Source organism: Pseudazoarcus sp. NS34, from assembly GCF_059703725.1.
In genome coordinates, this window is sequence record NZ_BAAKIZ010000003.1 from 431151 (window position 1) to 445653 (window position 14503).

The 14503-nt window shown below is 63.5% G+C and carries 15 protein-coding genes; 7 read left to right on the plus strand and 8 right to left on the minus strand.

Annotation, left to right across the window (positions count from 1 at the left end):
* Together cysN and cysD are read right to left on the minus strand one after the other, a co-directional pair.
* Positions 1-1908, minus strand: coding sequence for a sulfate adenylyltransferase subunit CysN (gene cysN, locus AC6H0N_RS12185; RefSeq protein WP_497574379.1), 1908 nt, complete (start codon positions 1906-1908; stop codon positions 1-3).
* Positions 1908-2807: a sulfate adenylyltransferase subunit CysD gene (gene cysD, locus AC6H0N_RS12190; RefSeq protein ID WP_497574380.1), complete on the minus strand. Its 900-nt coding sequence runs from the start codon at positions 2805-2807 to the stop codon at positions 1908-1910. The genes cysN and cysD overlap by 1 nt, the downstream gene beginning before the upstream one ends.
* A 95-nt stretch (positions 2808-2902) precedes the next feature.
* Here cysD and cysQ point away from each other — a divergent pair, with 95 nt between their 5' ends.
* Positions 2903-3682, plus strand: coding sequence for a 3'(2'),5'-bisphosphate nucleotidase CysQ (gene cysQ / locus AC6H0N_RS12195; RefSeq protein ID WP_497574381.1), 780 nt, complete (start codon positions 2903-2905; stop codon positions 3680-3682).
* A 15-nt stretch (positions 3683-3697) separates the two neighbouring features.
* Positions 3698-5434, plus strand: coding sequence for an SLC13 family permease (locus AC6H0N_RS12200; RefSeq protein ID WP_497574382.1), 1737 nt, complete (start codon positions 3698-3700; stop codon positions 5432-5434).
* 7 nt (positions 5435-5441) lie between these two features.
* On the opposite strand, the gene AC6H0N_RS12205 is transcribed toward AC6H0N_RS12200, so the two are convergent.
* Complete coding sequence (locus AC6H0N_RS12205) at positions 5442-5714, minus strand: phosphopantetheine-binding protein (protein WP_497574383.1); 273 nt, start codon at positions 5712-5714, stop codon at positions 5442-5444.
* A 104-nt stretch (positions 5715-5818) separates the two neighbouring features.
* Here AC6H0N_RS12205 and AC6H0N_RS12210 point away from each other — a divergent pair, with 104 nt between their 5' ends.
* Positions 5819-7414 carry an acyl-CoA ligase (AMP-forming), exosortase A system-associated gene (locus AC6H0N_RS12210; RefSeq protein WP_497574384.1) on the plus strand — a complete coding sequence of 532 codons (1596 nt, stop codon included), beginning with the start codon at positions 5819-5821 and terminating at the stop codon, positions 7412-7414.
* Positions 7414-8655 (plus strand): pyridoxal-dependent decarboxylase, exosortase A system-associated, encoded by a 1242-nt coding sequence (locus AC6H0N_RS12215; RefSeq protein ID WP_497574385.1) that lies wholly within the window; start codon positions 7414-7416, stop codon positions 8653-8655. The genes AC6H0N_RS12210 and AC6H0N_RS12215 overlap by 1 nt, the downstream gene beginning before the upstream one ends.
* A 6-nt stretch (positions 8656-8661) precedes the next feature.
* Here the strand turns inward: AC6H0N_RS12215 and AC6H0N_RS12220 are convergent, their stop codons facing one another.
* From AC6H0N_RS12220 to gpmA, 5 genes are read right to left on the minus strand one after another with little or no spacing between them, the layout of a single operon-like run.
* Complete coding sequence (locus tag AC6H0N_RS12220; protein WP_497574386.1) at positions 8662-9420, minus strand: HesA/MoeB/ThiF family protein; 759 nt, start codon at positions 9418-9420, stop codon at positions 8662-8664.
* A gap of 46 nt (positions 9421-9466) precedes the next feature.
* A complete protein-coding gene (locus tag AC6H0N_RS12225; protein WP_497574387.1) occupies positions 9467-9916 on the minus strand; it encodes a hypothetical protein in 450 nt (149 codons plus the stop codon).
* Positions 9917-9939: 23 nt separating this feature from the next.
* A complete protein-coding gene (locus AC6H0N_RS12230; protein ID WP_497574388.1) occupies positions 9940-11307 on the minus strand; it encodes a S41 family peptidase in 1368 nt (455 codons plus the stop codon).
* Positions 11308-11338: 31 nt separating this feature from the next.
* Positions 11339-12550, minus strand: a complete 1212-nt coding sequence (locus AC6H0N_RS12235; RefSeq protein WP_497574389.1) for a murein hydrolase activator EnvC family protein — start codon at positions 12548-12550, stop codon at positions 11339-11341.
* Between the two features lie 12 nt (positions 12551-12562).
* Positions 12563-13312 (minus strand): 2,3-diphosphoglycerate-dependent phosphoglycerate mutase, encoded by a 750-nt coding sequence (gene gpmA, locus AC6H0N_RS12240; RefSeq protein ID WP_497574390.1) that lies wholly within the window; start codon positions 13310-13312, stop codon positions 12563-12565.
* A 111-nt stretch (positions 13313-13423) separates the two neighbouring features.
* On the opposite strand from gpmA, the gene AC6H0N_RS12245 reads away from it, so the two are divergent.
* The 3 genes from AC6H0N_RS12245 to grxC are packed head-to-tail and all read left to right on the plus strand — an operon-like array spanning position 13424 to position 14493.
* A complete protein-coding gene (locus AC6H0N_RS12245) occupies positions 13424-13753 on the plus strand; it encodes an ArsR/SmtB family transcription factor (protein ID WP_497574391.1) in 330 nt (109 codons plus the stop codon).
* Between the two features lie 30 nt (positions 13754-13783).
* A complete protein-coding gene (locus AC6H0N_RS12250; RefSeq protein WP_497574392.1) occupies positions 13784-14227 on the plus strand; it encodes a rhodanese-like domain-containing protein in 444 nt (147 codons plus the stop codon).
* The gene (grxC, locus tag AC6H0N_RS12255; protein ID WP_497574393.1) at positions 14224-14493 is read left to right on the plus strand and encodes a glutaredoxin 3; all 270 of its coding nucleotides are present in this window, start codon (positions 14224-14226) and stop codon (positions 14491-14493) included. Before AC6H0N_RS12250 ends, grxC begins: the two co-directional genes overlap by 4 nt.
* Positions 14494-14503 lie beyond the last annotated feature (10 nt).

The window sequence follows — 14503 nt, forward strand, 5'->3', positions numbered from 1 at the left end:
TCAGGCCCGCAGCAGTTCCATCCTGCGCATCACTTCGATCACCTGGTCGGCAGCCTCTTCCGGCGTCATGTTGGCCGCATCTAGCCGTATCTCGGGTGTTTCAGGCACTTCGTAGGGTGAATCGATGCCAGTGAAGTTCTTCAGTTCGCCCCTCCGAGCTTTGCGATACAGCCCTTTCACATCGCGAGCCTCGGCGACCTCCAGCGGCGTATCGACAAACACTTCAAGAAACTCACCATCGGGCAGCAGCCCGCGCGCCATGCGCCGCTCCGAGCGGAACGGCGAGATGAAGGCGGTGATCACGATCAGGCCCGCGTCAGCCATGAGCCGTGCCACTTCCGCGACACGGCGGATGTTCTCGACGCGATCTGCGTCGGTGAAGCCCAGATCCTTGTTCAAGCCGTGGCGCACGTTGTCGCCGTCGAGCAGATAGGTGTGGTGGCCCTGCGCGTGCAGGCGTTTCTCGACCAGATTGGCAATCGTGGACTTGCCTGCTCCTGAAAGCCCGGTGAGCCACAGCACGCAAGGCTTCTGGCCCTTGCTCGCGGCACGGGCTGACTTGTCGACATCGACGTGTTGCAGGTGGATGTTGTGCGCACGTCGCAGCGCGAAATTGAGCATGCCAGCGCCAACCGTCGCGTTGCTGAGCCGGTCAATCAGGATGAAACCACCGCTGTCACGGTTGCTCGCATAGGCATCGAAGGCAATTGCGCGATCGAGACCCAGATTGCATTCCGCAATGCCGTTGAGTTCGAGCTTGCGCGCAGCGATGCGCTCAAGCGTGTTGACGTTGACCTGATGCTTGATCGCGGTCACGGTCGCCGTCACCGTACGCGCGCCGATCTTCATCAGATAGGGACGTCCGGGCAGCATCGGCTCGTCGGACATCCACACCAGCGTGCATTCAAACTGATCGGCAACCTCGGCAGGAGCGTCCGCGCCCGACAGCATGTCACCACGCGAGATGTCGATTTCTTCAGTCAGCGTCAGCGTCACTGATTGGCCGGCCACGGCCTGCTGCAAGTCGCCGTCGCGCGTGACGATGCGCGCCACCGTGCTCTCCTTGCCCGATGGTTGTACGCGGATGCGATCGCCAGGGCGCAGCACGCCGCCGGCGATGGTGCCGGCAAAGCCGCGGAAATCCAGATCAGGCCGGTTCACCCACTGCACCGGCATGCGGAACGGGCTGCGCTGCGCGCGCTCGTCGTCGACCTCGACGGTTTCGAGATAGCCCATCAGCGTCGTGCCGTGATACCAGGACATCGCCTGCGAGGGCTCGAGAATGTTGTCGCCCTTGTAGGCGGACAACGGAATGAAGGTGACCTCATTCAGGCCAAGCTGGGCGGCAAAGGCGCGGTAGTCATCCACGATGGCGCGGAAGGTCTTCTCGGAATAATCCACGAGGTCCATCTTGTTGATCGCCACGACGATGTGGCGAATGCCGAGCAAATTCACCAGAAAGCTGTGGCGCCGCGTCTGCGTCAGAATGCCCTTGCGCGCATCGACCATCAGCACCGCGGCATCGGCCGTCGACGCGCCAGTGACCATGTTGCGGGTGTACTGCTCGTGGCCCGGCGTGTCGGCGACGATGAATTTGCGTTTGTCCGTAGAGAAGAAGCGATAGGCGACATCGATGGTGATGCCCTGTTCGCGCTCAGCGGCCAGCCCGTCCACGAGCAGTGCGAAATCGATGGAGTCGCCCTGCGTTCCCCACTTCTTCGAGTCAGCTTCGACCGCCGCGAGCTGGTCCTCGAACAACATCTTGGACTCGAACAACAACCGTCCGATCAGCGTGCTCTTACCGTCGTCCACGCTGCCGCAGGTGATGAAGCGCAGCAGGCTCTTGTGCTGATGCGTCTCGAGATATTGCTCGATGTCGGTGGCGATGAGGTCGGATACGTGGGCCATCAGAAGTACCCCTCTTGCTTCTTCTTCTCCATCGAGCCGGCCGAATCGTGGTCGATGGCTCGCCCCTGCCGCTCGGAAGTTCGCGTCAGCAGCATTTCCTGGATGATTGCCGGCAGCGTATCGGCCTCGGACTCCACCGCTCCCGTCAGGGGATAGCAGCCCAGCGTGCGGAAACGCACCTTCTTCATCATCGGCTTCTCGCCGGCGCGCAGAGGCATACGATCGTCATCGACCATGATCAACGTGCCGTCGCGCTCGACGACCGGCCGCTCGGCCGCGTAGTACAGCGGCACGATGGGAATGTTCTCCAGGTGGATGTATTGCCAGATATCGAGTTCGGTCCAGTTCGAGATCGGGAATACACGCATCGACTCGCCCTTGTGCTTACGGGCGTTGTAGAGCTTCCACAGCTCGGGGCGCTGCGCTTTCGGGTCCCATCGGTGCTGGGCGCTACGGAAAGAAAAGATGCGCTCCTTGGCACGGCTCTTTTCCTCGTCGCGACGGGCACCACCGAAGGCGGCATCGAAGCCGTATTTATCAAGCGCCTGCTTGAGGCCCTCGGTCTTCATGATGTCGGTGTGGATGGCCGAACCGTGCGTGAAGGGGTTGATGTCCTTCGCGACGCCCTCGGGGTTGATGTGCACGATCAACTCCATCCCCGTCTCACGCGCCATACGTTCCCGAAACGCGTACATGTCACGAAATTTCCAGCGCGTATCAACATGCAACAAGGGAAACGGCGGTACAGCGGGGTAGAAGGCCTTCATCGCCAGGTGCAGCATTACTGCGCTGTCCTTGCCGATGGAGTACAGCATTACGGGGTTGTCAGCCTCGGCCACAACCTCGCGGAGGATATGGATGCTCTCGGCTTCGAGGCGTTGAAGATGGGTCAGCGTCATCAGCAATTCCGGTTGCAAAGGCGCCGGCGGACGGTCACCGGCGAGCACCTATAATATGCGACTTCTGGACTGCCTCTTGTGAGCAAAGGATACCGATGACACTGCTTCCCAACGAACGCGCAGCGCTGCTTGAACACCTGATCCCGGTCGCACGCGAAGCTGGCCAGGTCATTCTCGACATTTACGACACTGATTTCGAAGTCCGCGGCAAGGACGATGCCTCACCCGTAACGGAAGCGGACGAACGTGCCGAACAGGTCATCCTGCGAGCACTCGCACGGATCGCTCCGGACTTCCCGGTGGTTGCGGAGGAAGCCGCCTCAGCAGGCAACATCCCGACGGTCAGCGCCCGATTCTGGCTGGTCGACCCACTCGACGGCACGAAAGAGTTCATTTCGCGCAATGGCGAATTCACCGTCAATATCGCGCTCGTCGAAAACGGCATACCCACGCTTGGCGTCGTGCTGGCGCCCGCCCTCGATCGCCTGTTCGCAGGCGCAGCAGGCGTTGGCGCCTTCATCGAGGAAGCGAGCCAACGACGCAGCATCTGCGCGCGCCAACCGCCACAAGACGGCCTCACGGTGGTCGCCAGCCGCTCGCACGGCGACCCTGCAGCGCTGTCCGACTTCCTGCAAGGGCGCCCCATCGCCGAGCTAAAAAATGCCGGTTCGTCACTGAAGCTATGTCTGGTTGCGGCGGGGGAAGCTGATCTTTACCCCCGTCTTGGTCGCACCATGGAATGGGATATCGCTGCAGGCCACGCCGTCCTCGCTGCCGCAGGCGGCAGCGTGAACTGCGTTGATGGCCCGCCGCTGACCTACGGCAAGCCCGGCTTTGAAAATCCGCACTTTGTCGCCAGCGGCCTGACGGCCTGACCCGCGCGACCGGTCGTGGACGCTGCCCATCTCGTCCTCGCATCAATCGGTCTGCTCATCGCCCTGCTGGCCAGTGGCCGCATTGCTCCGGCGGTGCTGTTCACAGGCTTTGCCGGGGCGTACTACCTGGCAGGTCTGGTAGACCAACGAACACTGCTTGCGAGCTACACCAATCCCGCGCTGGCGACGCTGATTCTGCTGCTGTCCGTCTCTCAGGTGCTGGAGCGCTCACCCTGGGTTCAGCGCCTGTCCGACGCGCTGCTCACCGGTCGTCCAAGCGTTGCGACCTGGCGCCTGGGTGGCTTTGCCGCGCTGTGCTCGGCCTTTCTCAACAACACCGCGGTCGTCAGCGCCCTGCTCGGTGCGGTCTCGAAACAGCGGCGGATTCCCGCCTCCCGGCTGCTGCTGCCGCTGTCCTACGCGTCGATTCTGGGCGGCATCACGACGTTGGTCGGAACCTCGACCAACCTGGTGATCAATTCCTTCGTCATCGGGGCCGGCATGCCCGCACTGGGCATGTTCTCGTTCGCAGCGGTCGGCGTCCCGGTCGCCCTGCTTTGCCTGCTCGCCCTGCCGCTGTCCGCCCGGCTGTTGCCGGAACGCCATCCGCAGGCCGACGAAAACCGCCAGTCGTATTTTCTGGAAGCCCGCGTAACACCCGGCTCCCCCCTGTCCGGCGGCACCATCGAAGGCAACCGACTGCGCAACCTCGACGGCTTGTTCCTGCTCGAGATCGCACGCGACGAACGGCTCATCTCACCGGTCGGCCCGAACGAAATCCTGCGCGACGGCGATGTGCTGGTATTTACCGGCGCCATCTCCAACATTCAGACATTGCAGGGCTTTCCGGGGCTTGAACTGTTCGGCCACCATGCTGATGACGTGCTTGGTTCGAATCTGGTCGAGGTCGTCGTGTCACACGAATCCGAACTCGGCGGCAAGACTTTGCGCGACGTGGACTTCCGCAGCATGTTCGACGCTGGCGTAGTCGGCATCCGTCGCGGCGAGAAGCGGCTGGAAGGCCAGCTCGGGCGCATCCCGCTGCGGGCCGGTGACTCGCTGCTGCTGGCCGTCGGGAACGACTTCACGCAACACCGCAACCTCGACCGCAACTTTCGCGTCGTCGCTGGCCCGCCATTGCGCCCCCCTCTCACAAACGCACAGGGCCGCCTCGCGTTGGGTGGCTTTGCCGCCGTGCTGACTGGATCAGCCCTCGGCTGGTTGCCCCTGTTTGACGGTTTGCTGGTGTTGCTCGCCATGCTGCTGGCTCGCAAGCTCACGACGCTGGCCGAATTGCGCCGCCGCTTTCCGTTCGAGCTGCTGATGGTGATCGGCTCGGCCCTGGCGATTGCGCAGGTCATCGAAGGCAGCGGCGCGGGCGCGTTGATCGCCCAGGCCATGCGTGCCGGCTTCGATGGTTTTGGCGTGTGGGGGGCACTGGTCGGCGTGTACCTGATCACGTTGATCCTGACCGAGCTGGTCACCAACAATGCCGCGGCTGCGCTGGCCTTTCCCGTAGCGCTGTCGACAGCACAGGCCTTCGGAGCGGACGCTTTGCCCTTCGTGATGGTCGTGGCTTACGGCGCAAGCGCGTGCTTCCTGATGCCGTCTGGCTATCAGACACATCTGATGGTGTATTCGCCGGGGCGCTATCGACTGACGGATTTTTTACGGGCCGGCCTGCCGATCAGCGTGCTGTATTCGGCCGGCGTACTGCTGCTGGTGCCGCAGGTGTTTCCGTTCGCGGGCTGAGCGTGATTCAGACGGGGGAGAGGCGGTCGACGAATTCGACTACGGTGCCGACCGTTTCAAAGGAGCTGCCGTCGACCTCGTCATCGGGGACTTCGATGCCGAAGCGGATTTCGATTTCCTGAATCACGGCCAGCACAGCCATCGAATCGAGCTCCGGCACGCTGCCCAGCAACGGCGTGTCGGACGTGAAGCGCAAGCCGCGCCCATCGAGCGCCAGCACTTCATCAAGCAATTGCAACACGTTCTGCAGGGTGTTCAAGTCTTGGACCTCATTACTCATTCGCGGGCTGCCGGACGCGGCGCCCAGGCGACGGCAAATCGCGCATTATACTTGCAAGTTCGTGCGCGGCCGGCTCCGCGCCCAGACCAGCCCGACGGAACCGCATGAACAGCACGACCCTGCTGCACGAACTCCTGCTTACCGCAGCCATGCGCGCGGGCGACGATGCCGCCCTCACGACTAGCGCGCACACGCTGCAATACGCCGAACTTGCCACATTGTGCGAGAGCGTTGCCAGCGGCTTGACCGCGTTCGGGCTGGCGCGCGGAGAGCGTATTGCGATCTATCTCGACAAGCGGCCGGAGTTCGTCGCAGCGGCCTTCGGCGCCACCGCAGCAAGCGGCACCTTCGTACCACTCAACCCACTGCTCAAGCCCGAGCAGGTCGGCTACATCCTGCGCGACTGCAACGTGCGTGTGCTCATCACCAGCGCCGAACGGCTGCCGCTACTCGAAGCGACGCTCGCCGGCTGTCATGACTTGCGGCAGGTGGTGGTCACCGGCTCGATCGAGCAGCTGCCCCGCTTCGAGGGCGTGAGTACGCACCGCTGGCAGGAACTGCTCGACGCCCCGCCCCGCCGACCGGCCAGCCGCATCATCGACAGCGACATGGCGGCCATTCTGTACACGTCCGGCAGCACCGGACGGCCCAAGGGCGTAGTGCTATCGCATCGCAACCTGATTGCGGGGGCGCAGAGCGTTGCCCAATACCTCGACAACCAGCCGGACGACGTACTGCTGGCGGCATTGCCGCTGTCCTTTGACGCCGGTTTTTCGCAGCTCACCACGGCATTCCATGTCGGCGCGCGCGTAGTGCTGCTCAACTACCTGCTGCCGCGCGACGTGCTCAAGACGGTGACACGCGAGCGCGTCACCGGCCTGACGGCCGTTCCCCCACTGTGGATCCAGCTCGCGCGGCTGGACTGGCCGGACGGCACGGACGAACACCTGCGCTACTTCGCCACCACCGGCGGGCGCATGCCGCTTGATGCCTTGCGCGCGTTGCGCAGCAAGCTGCCGCGCACGCGCCCGTTTCTGATGTACGGCCTGACCGAGGCGTTTCGCGCCACCTATCTGCCTCCCGAGCAAGCCGACCTGCGCCCACACTCCATCGGCAAGGCCATCCCCAATGCCGAGGTACTGGTGCTGCGCGAGGACGGCTCGGAGTGCGCGCCGCACGAGCCTGGCGAACTCGTACAACGCGGGCCGCTGGTCGCCATGGGGTACTGGAACGATACCGAGAAGACAGCCGAACGCTTCCGCCCGCTGCCCACGCATCTGTCGTGTCGTTGCGATGGCCTGGTGCTGCCGGAAATTGCCGTGTTCTCGGGCGACACCGTGCGGCGCGACGACGATGGCTACTTCTACTTCATCGGGCGCCGAGACGAGATGATCAAGACGTCCGGCTACCGCGTCAGCCCCACTGAAATCGAAGAAGTGCTGTACGCCACGCGCATGGTGGGCGAATGCGTGGCCTTCGGCATCCCTGACCCGACGCTGGGTCAGGTCATCCAGGCGGTTGTTACGCCCGCCGGCGATGAGCCGGTAGACTGCGATGCTTTGCTTGCCGAATGCCGCACGCGCATGCCGGCCTACATGGTGCCGAGCCGCGTCGAAGTGCGCAAAGGCCCACTGCCGCGCAACCCCAATGGCAAGATCGACCGCAAGGCCTTGACCGCCGCGGCCGGAGAGGAATCCTGATGAACGAACCACGCCCGGTGCCCGTACACGCACCGATGAATCAGTTTGCCTGCTCTGGCAACGAACTGCTGGTCGGCGGCATTGCGCTTTCACGGCTGGCTGCGCGGGCCGGCGGCACGCCCTTCTTCGCCTACGACCGAGCCCTCCTCGACGTTCGCGTAGCAGAGTTGCGCACGGCCCTGCCCGGCACCGTAGAACTGCACTACGCCATCAAATCCAACCCGATGCCTGCACTGGTGCAACACCTGGCTACGCAGGTCGACGGGTTGGACGTGGCCTCGGCAGGCGAGCTCGACGTGGCGTTGAACGCCGGCTGCGCCCCCCACAACATCAGTTTTGCAGGGCCGGGGAAATCGCGCGAGGAGCTGCAGCAGGCAGTTGCTGCGGGCGTGTTGCTGAATATCGAGTCGCTACGCGAGGCGCATGAACTGTCGGACATCTCGGCAAGCACGGGTTGGCCAGCGCGCGTGGCAGTGCGCGTCAATCCGGATTTCGAGCTGAAAAGCTCCGGCATGCGCATGGGCGGTGGCGCCAAGCAGTTCGGCGTGGACGCCGAAGACGTACCCGCTCTGCTCGGAGAAATCGCCACGCTGGGGCTGGCTTTTGAGGGCTTCCACATCTTCGCTGGTTCGCAGAACCTGCGCGCCGAAGCCATCATCGAAGCCCAGCGCCTGTCCTTCGAGCTCGCGCTGCGCCTGAGTGACGAGGCTCCGGCATCGCCTCGCATCATCAACCTCGGCGGCGGTTTCGGCATCCCCTACTTCCCGGGCGACACGCGACTTGACCTCGCGCCGGTCGGCGACAACCTCGCCACACTCTCGGCTGAAGCTGCCCATCGCATGCCAGGCGCGCGGCTCGCGCTGGAACTCGGCCGCTATCTGGTTGGCGAGGCCGGCATCTACGTGTGTCGGGTGGTCGATCGCAAGGTGTCCCGTGGCCAGACTTTCCTGATCTGCGACGGCGGGTTGAACCATCACCTCGCCGCATCGGGCAATTTCGGTCAGGTACTGCGCAAGAACTTCCCGGTAGCCATCGGCACCCGCATGAACGAGGCCGCTGGCGATCCGGTAAATGTGGTCGGGCCGCTGTGCACGCCGCTGGACCTGCTGGCCGACCGCATGCTGCTGCCAGAGGCCATGCCGGGCGACTTCGTGGTGGTATTCCAGTCCGGCGCCTACGGTGCCACGGCCAGCCCGCAGGCCTTCCTCGGGCATCCGGCTCCGCGCGAGATTCTGGTCTAGATCAAGTCAAACGGCCGCGTGCGCGGCCGCGCACACTGCGCAATCGGGGTCGCGCACCACACCGATGCTGCGCCACTCCATGCGCAGCCCGTCGAGCAGCAGCAGCCGCCCAGCGAGCGATGTGCCACAGCCGATGATGAGCTTGAGCGCCTCAGCCGCCTGCGTCGCCCCGACGATGCCGGTGAGCGGCGCGAACACACCCATTACCGCGCAACGCACTTCCTCGACGTCCTCCCCTTCCGGGAACAGGCAGTGGTAGCACGGCCCGTCATTGCGCAGATCGAAAACCGAAATCTGCCCATCGAAACGGATTGCCGCGCCCGACACCAGTGGCACGCGGTGGCGCACACAGGCACGATTGACGGCGTGGCGGGTGGCAAAATTGTCGCTGCAGTCGAGCACCACATCGGCCATCGCCACCTGCTCGTCGAGCGCGCTGCCCTCAAGCCGCATCGCCAAGGTCTCAACGCGCGCCTCGGGGTTCATGCGGTGCAGCGTACGCTCGCCCGAGGCAACCTTGAAGTCACCCACACTCTCGGCGGTATGCAGAATCTGGCGCTGCAGGTTGGTCAGATCGACCGTGTCATCGTCGGCCAACACCAGCGTACCGACCCCCGCGCTGACCAGATACATCGACGCCGGCGAGCCCAGCCCACCGGCGCCAAGCACCAGCACGCGTGCGGCGAGCAGCGCTTCCTGCCCCTCCACACCAATTTCAGGCAGCAGGATGTGGCGGCTGTAACGCAGGAGTTGATCGTCGTTCATGGGCTGAGGAGCAATGCAGAGGACGCGCCGGAGCGACGGCAAAAGCCTACTTGTAGTCGCGCAGCTCCACCGGCGTATCGTCATGATCGCCGTGTGGATGCTGGTCGTAGACCTTGATGTAGACCTCGTTGGATTTCTTGATCAGACGCTCGGGCGAGAGCAGGTTGTGACGCTGGGTTTCCTCGCAGAAATACACGATGGCGCGCACGAGCTTGGCGTACAGGCTGTTGTCGAGATGGTAGCCGGCGTCGCGCAGCGCATCCTCAAGCATCTCCAACGAGTAATCGAGGATCGAATACTGGACACACAAGGAACAGGCTGCAGGGCCGTCCAGGACATACACCCCTTTGAGCGTGAGCAGGGCTTCGCGCGCGCGCTCAAGCTGGCCAGCTGGCGATGCGGCAAAGCGCAGCTCGCGCTCTTTGACCAGCCCTGCCCCGGGCGACGGATGGTCGTGCTTCCTGCCCGCCAGCTTGTATGCCGTTTCCCGCCGCATCGCTCCTGCCCCCGTGCGCCCGATCAGTTTTTATTCTGGACGATCTGCTCACCCTTGAGAAGCTTGACGGCCTGGCCCAGCTGATAGTCGTCGGCCCCGCCCAGTTCAAAGCGCGGCGAAGGCGTCTCCTCCTCGGGCTGTGCGACGACCCCGTCGGCCTCACCCTCAACCATCGGCTTCTCGTCGGCGCCAATCAAGTGACCGAGCAGATCAGCCTCACGCACGCGGCGCGCAGAACCGTTTTCGGTTTCCTCGATCACGATGTCCGGCTCGATACCCTTGGCCTGAATCGAACGGCCGTTGGGCGTGTAGTAGCGCGCAGTCGTCAGTTTGATGGCCGACTGGCTGTTGAGCGGAAGAATGGTCTGCACCGAGCCCTTGCCGAACGTCTGGGTACCGACCACGCGGGCCCGACCGTGATCCTGCAGAGCACCGGCCACGATCTCGCTCGCCGAAGCCGAACCGGCGTTGACCAGCACGACCATCGGCACGTTGCGGGCGTAATCGGGCAGCTGGCGCAGGAAATCATCGCGACGTCCGCGCAGATAGTCTTCCGGCGTAGCGAGGTACTCACGACGCGCGTCCGGCGCGCGGCCGTCGGTCGACACCACCAGAGTGTCACGCGGCAGGAAAGCCGCCGACACACCGATCGCGCCATGCAAAAGGCCGCCCGGGTCATTGCGCAGGTCGAGCACCAGGCCCGTAAGCGGGCCTTCCTTGGCGATGCGATTGAGGTGCTCCACCACCGATTCAGCCGTGTTCTCCTGGAACTGAGCGACACGCAGGTAACCGAAGCCCGGCTCAAGCACCTTGGAACGCACGCTCTGCACGCGGATGACTTCACGCGTGATCTTCACGACGAGCGGAGCCGTGTCGCCCTTGCGCATGATGGTCAGGGTAATGCTGGTATTGGGCTTGCCGCGCATGCGCTTGACCGCATCGCTCAGCGTCATGCCTTTCACCGGCGTTTCATCAAGCTTGACGATCAGATCGCCCGCCTGCACCCCGGCGCGGAAGGCCGGCGTATCTTCGATCGGGGAAACGACCTTGACGAAGCCGTCTTCCATGCCGACCTCGATACCGAGGCCACCGAATTCGCCTTGCGTGCCCTCGCGCAACTCCTTGAAGGCCTCCGCATCGAGATAGGCGGAATGCGGATCAAGGTTGCTGAGCATGCCGCTGATCGCGTGATTGATCAGCGTCTTGTCTTCCACAGGCTCCACATAGCCCTGCTTGATGGCATTGAAGACGTCTGCAAAAGCGCGTAATTCCTCGACCGGCAAGGGCGCCGGCGAGGTACGGTCGGCCACTGCCGAAAAGTTCAGACTGATCAACACACCGGCCACCAGACCGGTAAAGATCAGCCCCAGTTTCTGTAGCTTGCTACGCATGAAAACTCCATGAATTCAGATTGCACCCGGATCAGCGACGCCGCATCCAGCCCAGCGGATCGATCGGTTCTCCCTTGTGCCTGAGCTCGAAGTATAAGCCCGAATCCGGCACCCCTCCGCTTGCACCAACGTAAGCAATGGCATCACCGCCCGCGACGCGTTCTCCGACGACACGCAGCACGGCATCGTTGTAGCCATAGATCGTCAGGTAGTCATCGCCATGATCGACAATGATGAGGTTGCCATAACCACGCAGCCAGTCCGAGAACACCACTTCGCCCCCGGCCACCGCGCGCACTTCGTCGCCGTCGTTGGCGCGAATGAACAGGCCCCGCCAGCGGGTACCTCCATCGCCTCTTTGAGCACCGAAGCGGCCGGCCAGTTCGCCCTGTACGGGAAAACCCAGCCGCCCGCGCAGTTTGCCGAAGGGCGCGGCAGGCGCAGCCTCGGCCAGCGGGCCGGTGTCGACGTTGGTGACCGGCGCAGACTCCGGCCGTGGGGCCGCGCGCCGTTCAGCCTGCATCTTCAGCAGATCGATGACGCGACCGAGCTGAAGGCGGTCTTCGCGCAAGGCGCCGATCTGCCCTTCTTGTCCACGCAATTCACCGGAAAGCTCGGCCACGACCGCCGCCCGGCGCGCCAGTACTTTTTCCAGTTGTGCCTGTTCCTGCCGCTGCGCACCTTCCAGTTCAACCATCCGGTCGCGGCGCAGCGAAGCTTCGGTAGCGAGCCGCTCCTGCTCGCGCAGATCGGCTCGCAAACCATCCAGCAGCTCCAGGCGCGCGCGGCCAAGGTGCTCCAGATAGTGCGCGTCACGCGCGATTTGATTGGGGTCGCCGCCAGAAAGGAATGGAGCAACGTCGCTGCCGCCATGCATGTAGTGACGACGCAGCAGCGAGGCCAGCTCCTCGCGCCGCGCCTCAATCCGCTGCGTGACCTTCTCACGCTCGGACTCGGCAGCGCTCAACTCGCGCTCGGCGGTACTGCGTTGCTGTCTGAGGCTCCGCAGCTTGCGGCGTGAAGCCGATACCGCCCGCTCGGCCTCGGCCATGGCCTCAGCTTCCTTGCCGTGGGATGCACGGGTGCGGACAATCTCAGCTTCCAGGCTGCGGATGCGCGACTGCACCTCTTCCAGCTCGGCGCGCCGCTGATCGATCGAAGGTTCAGCCGCAAGCGAGCCGCCCATCAGCATCAGGCCGACTGCCAGGGCAACACACCGCAACAGCGACCGGCGACGGGCCATCACGGCCGTCGGTCAGCCCTGCGGGCCGCCGTGACGCGCCACCTCAGCCTCGGCCTTGCGGATGGTTTCCTCGTCGGCAAGGTAATAGCTGCGGATCGGACGCAGATCGGCGTCGAGCTCATACACCAGCGGCTGACCGGTAGGGATGTTGAGCTTGACGATGTCACTGTCGGAAATGCTGTCGAGATGCTTGATCAGCGCGCGCAGGCTGTTGCCGTGGGCCACGATCAGCACCCGCTGGCCGGACAGGATCTCGGGAATGATGGTGGTTTCCCAGTACGGCACGAAGCGCGCAACGGTGTCTTTCAGACACTCCGCCCGCGGGAAGCGGGCGCGCGGCATCGAGGCGTAACGCTGGTCGTCGCAGTTCAGACGCTCATCACCGTCTTCGAGCGGCGGCGGCGAAGTTCCATAGGAACGGCGCCACACCAATACCTGGTCATCGCCGAAACGCGCAGCCGTCTCGGCCTTGTTGAGGCCTTGCAGCGCACCGTAGTGACGTTCGTTGAGGCGCCAGGAATGCTTGACCGGCAGCCACAACTGATCAAGCTCCTCGAGCACCACGTTGAGGGTCTTGATGGCGCGCTTGAGCACCGACGTATAGGCACGGTCGAAGGAGTAGCCTTCCCTGCGGAGCAGCTGGCCGGCTGAATGGGCCTCGGCCAGCCCCTTTTCGCTGAGATCCACGTCGGTCCAACCGGTAAACCGGTTTTCCTTGTTCCAGAGGGATTCGCCGTGGCGCAGCAGAACGATCTTGTACATGAAGTCTCGGGACAGTGAATTGCAAAAATCCCGGGCGCTCCGGCGAGAACAAGCTGCCTGAGTCCGGTGCGGTATTTTATACTAGTCTCCCTGTCTCGACGCTGACATGCCATGCCAACCGTGAACAACCCATCCATATTCGAGTTGATCGACAAGCACGAGCACATCGAGACTGCTGCGCGCGCCCTAAAGGCCATCGCACATCCCTTGCGCCTGAAAATCCTTTGCGTGCTCGGCGAGGGAGAAGTCTGCGTACAGGATATCGTTGACGCGGTCGGTACATCGCAAAGCAACATTTCCCAACATCTTGCCATCTTGCGAGACAAGGGCGTGCTGCAGACCCGCAAGGATGCAAACCGCGTCTATTACCGCGTCGTCGACCAGCGCACGCTACAGCTGATCGGGCTGATGCGCGAAGTCTTCTGCAGTCGCGACGACTGACATCTCACACCCGCAACGGAGTCTCTCCAATTGGAAGCCGAATTTCTGCAAAGCAATTTCCCGTGGGTAGCGCTGGCCTTGGCCGCCTTCACCTTCATCATCGTCGACACCGTTCGTACGCTGGGCAACAAGTCGATCATCTCTCCGCTGGAAGCGACGCTGAAGATCAACCGCGATGACGCCATCGTGATCGACATCCGCGAGCAGGGCGAATACGCCCAGGGCCACATCCCGAACGCACGTCACATTCCGGTCGGCGAACTTGATCGCCGCTTGCCCGAGATCGAGAAGCTCAAGCCCGCGCCGATCATCCTGTGCTGCGCCAGCGGCTCGCGTTCGCGCAGCGCCACCACCAAGCTGCAGAAGGCCGGCTTCGACCAGGTCTTCAACCTCAAGGGCGGCCTGATGGAATGGGAAAAGGCCGGCAACCCGCTGACCACCGGACGCAAACCCAGCAAAGGCAAGAAGGCATGACGGCGCACATTCGCATGTACACCAGCGCGGTGTGCCCCTACTGTGTCCGCGCCGAACAACTGCTCAACAGCCGTGGTGTTACCGCGCTGGAGAAGATCCGCGTCGACCTCGATCCTTCGCTGCGCGACGAGATGATGAAAATCACCGGCCGGCGCACGGTTCCGCAGATCTTCATTGGCGATTACCATGTGGGCGGCTGTGATGACCTGATCGATCTTGATCGCTCCGGACGCCTCGACACCCTGCTGGCCCGCGCGGCCGACTGACACCCTCACC